General features: G+C 73.8%; 2 protein-coding genes. Both read right to left on the bottom strand.

Annotated elements, in window-relative coordinates:
- Positions 1 to 56: 56 nt before the first annotated feature.
- Positions 57 to 812 (bottom strand): endonuclease/exonuclease/phosphatase family protein, encoded by a 756-nt coding sequence (locus ACFU99_RS42395; RefSeq protein ID WP_384403802.1) that lies wholly within the window; start codon positions 810 to 812, stop codon positions 57 to 59.
- 72 nt (positions 813 to 884) lie between these two features.
- Complete coding sequence (locus ACFU99_RS42390; RefSeq protein WP_384403805.1) at positions 885 to 1826, bottom strand: ROK family glucokinase; 942 nt, start codon at positions 1824 to 1826, stop codon at positions 885 to 887.
- Positions 1827 to 1833 lie beyond the last annotated feature (7 nt).

The raw sequence follows: 1833 nt of genomic DNA, 5'->3' as shown, positions 1-1833 counted from the left end.
CGCCCGAATCCGATCCGGGCGGGAGCTCGTCATCTACGGGGTCTACGGGCGTACGGTCACGACTCCGCGGGCGGCACCCGCAGCGCGGCCAGCACGGGGAGGTGGTCCGTGGCGGCCCGCAGGTCGCTCTCGGCGACGCCCGGCAGCCCCATGGGGACGCCGCAGCCGAGGATCTCGACGCCGTCCGTCGCGAAGACCGCGTCGATGCGCTGGAGCGGGTCGCCGAGCCGGGTGGTGTGCTCGCGGCCCCAGGGCTTGGCGGCCCAGCCGTCGTGCAGTTCGTCCGCCAGCAGGCCGAAGGTGCGGCCGTCGGGGCGGTCGTTGAGGTCGCCGGCGGCCACGGCGTGCGGGACGCCGAGGGCGGCCAGCTCGTCGAGGAGCAGCTTCCCCTGCCCGTACCGCTCCTCGTCGCTCATGCTCAGATGGCAGCTGAGGACGCCGAGGCGGGCCCGGCCGAAGCGGAGCACGGCGGTGGCGAAGCCGCGCTGGTGCAGGCCCGGCGTGCGGGGCAGCAGGATGTCGCGGGCGTGCTCCACGTGCGGCCGGAGCGTGGAGAGGATCATCGGGCCGGAGGCGGTGGCCCCGCCGCCGACATAGACCAGGTCGGCGGCGCGGGCGAGCCGGGCGGCGGCCTTGCGCCAGCGGAAGAAGCGCGGCGCCTCCTGGACGCAGACGACGTCGGGGGCACAGGCCCTGATCACGCGGGCCAGGGCGTCGGTGTCGTCGCGCATGGAGCGGATGTTGTAGCTGAGCACGCGGACCAGCGCCGCGCCGTCGGGTTCGGTACGGGAAGCGGGCAGGTCCGCGAGCATCGCATCGCCCCTGTCTGTAGTTGGTGTCGACGGTCCGTACTGGTCCGTGCTGACGGGATGGACGCCTCGCTGTCAGCCCTGGCGCGCCAGGTCCGCCGCGCCCACCAGCCCCGCCTCGCCGCCGAGCCGCGCGGCGAGCACCTGGGCGTGCGGCCGCCACTGGCCGCCGACCAGCCAGCGGCGGAAGGACTTGCGGATCGGGTCGAGGACCAGGTCGCCCTCGTCCGAGACGCCGCCGCCGACGATGAACGCGGACGGGTCGAAGAGCGAGGCCAGATCGGCGAGGCCGGCGCCGGCCCAGCGGGCGAGCTCGCGGAAGGAGTCGACGGCCACGGGGTCGCCGCGGCGGGCGGCGGCGCTGATGTGCTTGCCCTCGATGCCGTCGACGGTGCCGTCGCCGAGCGAGAGCAGGATCTCGGCGTTCTCGGGGGTGGCGTTGGCGCGCTGGCGGGCGTAGCGGACGAGGGCGCGGCCGGAGGCGTACTGCTCCCAGCAGCCCTGGCTGCCGCAGCCGCACAGCAGCCCGTCGGGCACGACACGGATGTGGCCGAACTCGCCCGCGACGCCGAACCGGCCGCGGCGCAGCTTGTTGCCGATGATGACGCCGCCGCCGAGGCCGGTGCCCAGCGTGATGCAGATGACGTCCTCGTGGCCCTTGCCCGCGCCGAACTTGTACTCGCCCCAGGCCGCGGCGTTGGCGTCGTTCTCGACGACGACCGGCAGCGAGATCCGCTGCTCGACCTTGTCCTTGAGCGCCTCGTGGCGCCAGTTGATGTTCGGGGCGAACAGGACCGTGGCCCGCTTGTCGTCCACATAGCCCGCGGCGCCGATGCCGACGGCCTCGATGTCGTACCCGGAGCTGACCGTGCGCACCGCTTCCGCGATGGCGTCGATGACCCCCTCGGGAGTCTCGGGGGTCGGCACCTTGCACGTCGCGAGGATCGAGCCTTCTTCGTCGACAACCCCGGCCGCGATCTTCGTACCGCCGATGTCGACGCCGATGGTGAGTCCCATGTGTCCC

Origin of the sequence: Streptomyces sp. NPDC057654, from assembly GCF_042800135.1 — a bacterium.
In the GTDB taxonomy this organism is placed as follows: Bacteria; Actinomycetota; Actinomycetes; order Streptomycetales; family Streptomycetaceae; genus Streptomyces.
Note: the sequence above shows the minus strand (reverse complement) of the source record. Positions and strands in the feature narration are given on the sequence as shown.

Excerpts from the sequence above, each read along its gene's own strand:
- ACFU99_RS42395 (WP_384403802.1), bottom strand. The coding sequence starts at position 812 with ATGCTCGCGGACCTGCCCGCTTCCCGTACCGAACCCGACGGCGCGGCG.
- ACFU99_RS42390 (WP_384403805.1), bottom strand. The coding sequence starts at position 1,826 with ATGGGACTCACCATCGGCGTCGACATCGGCGGTACGAAGATCGCGGCC.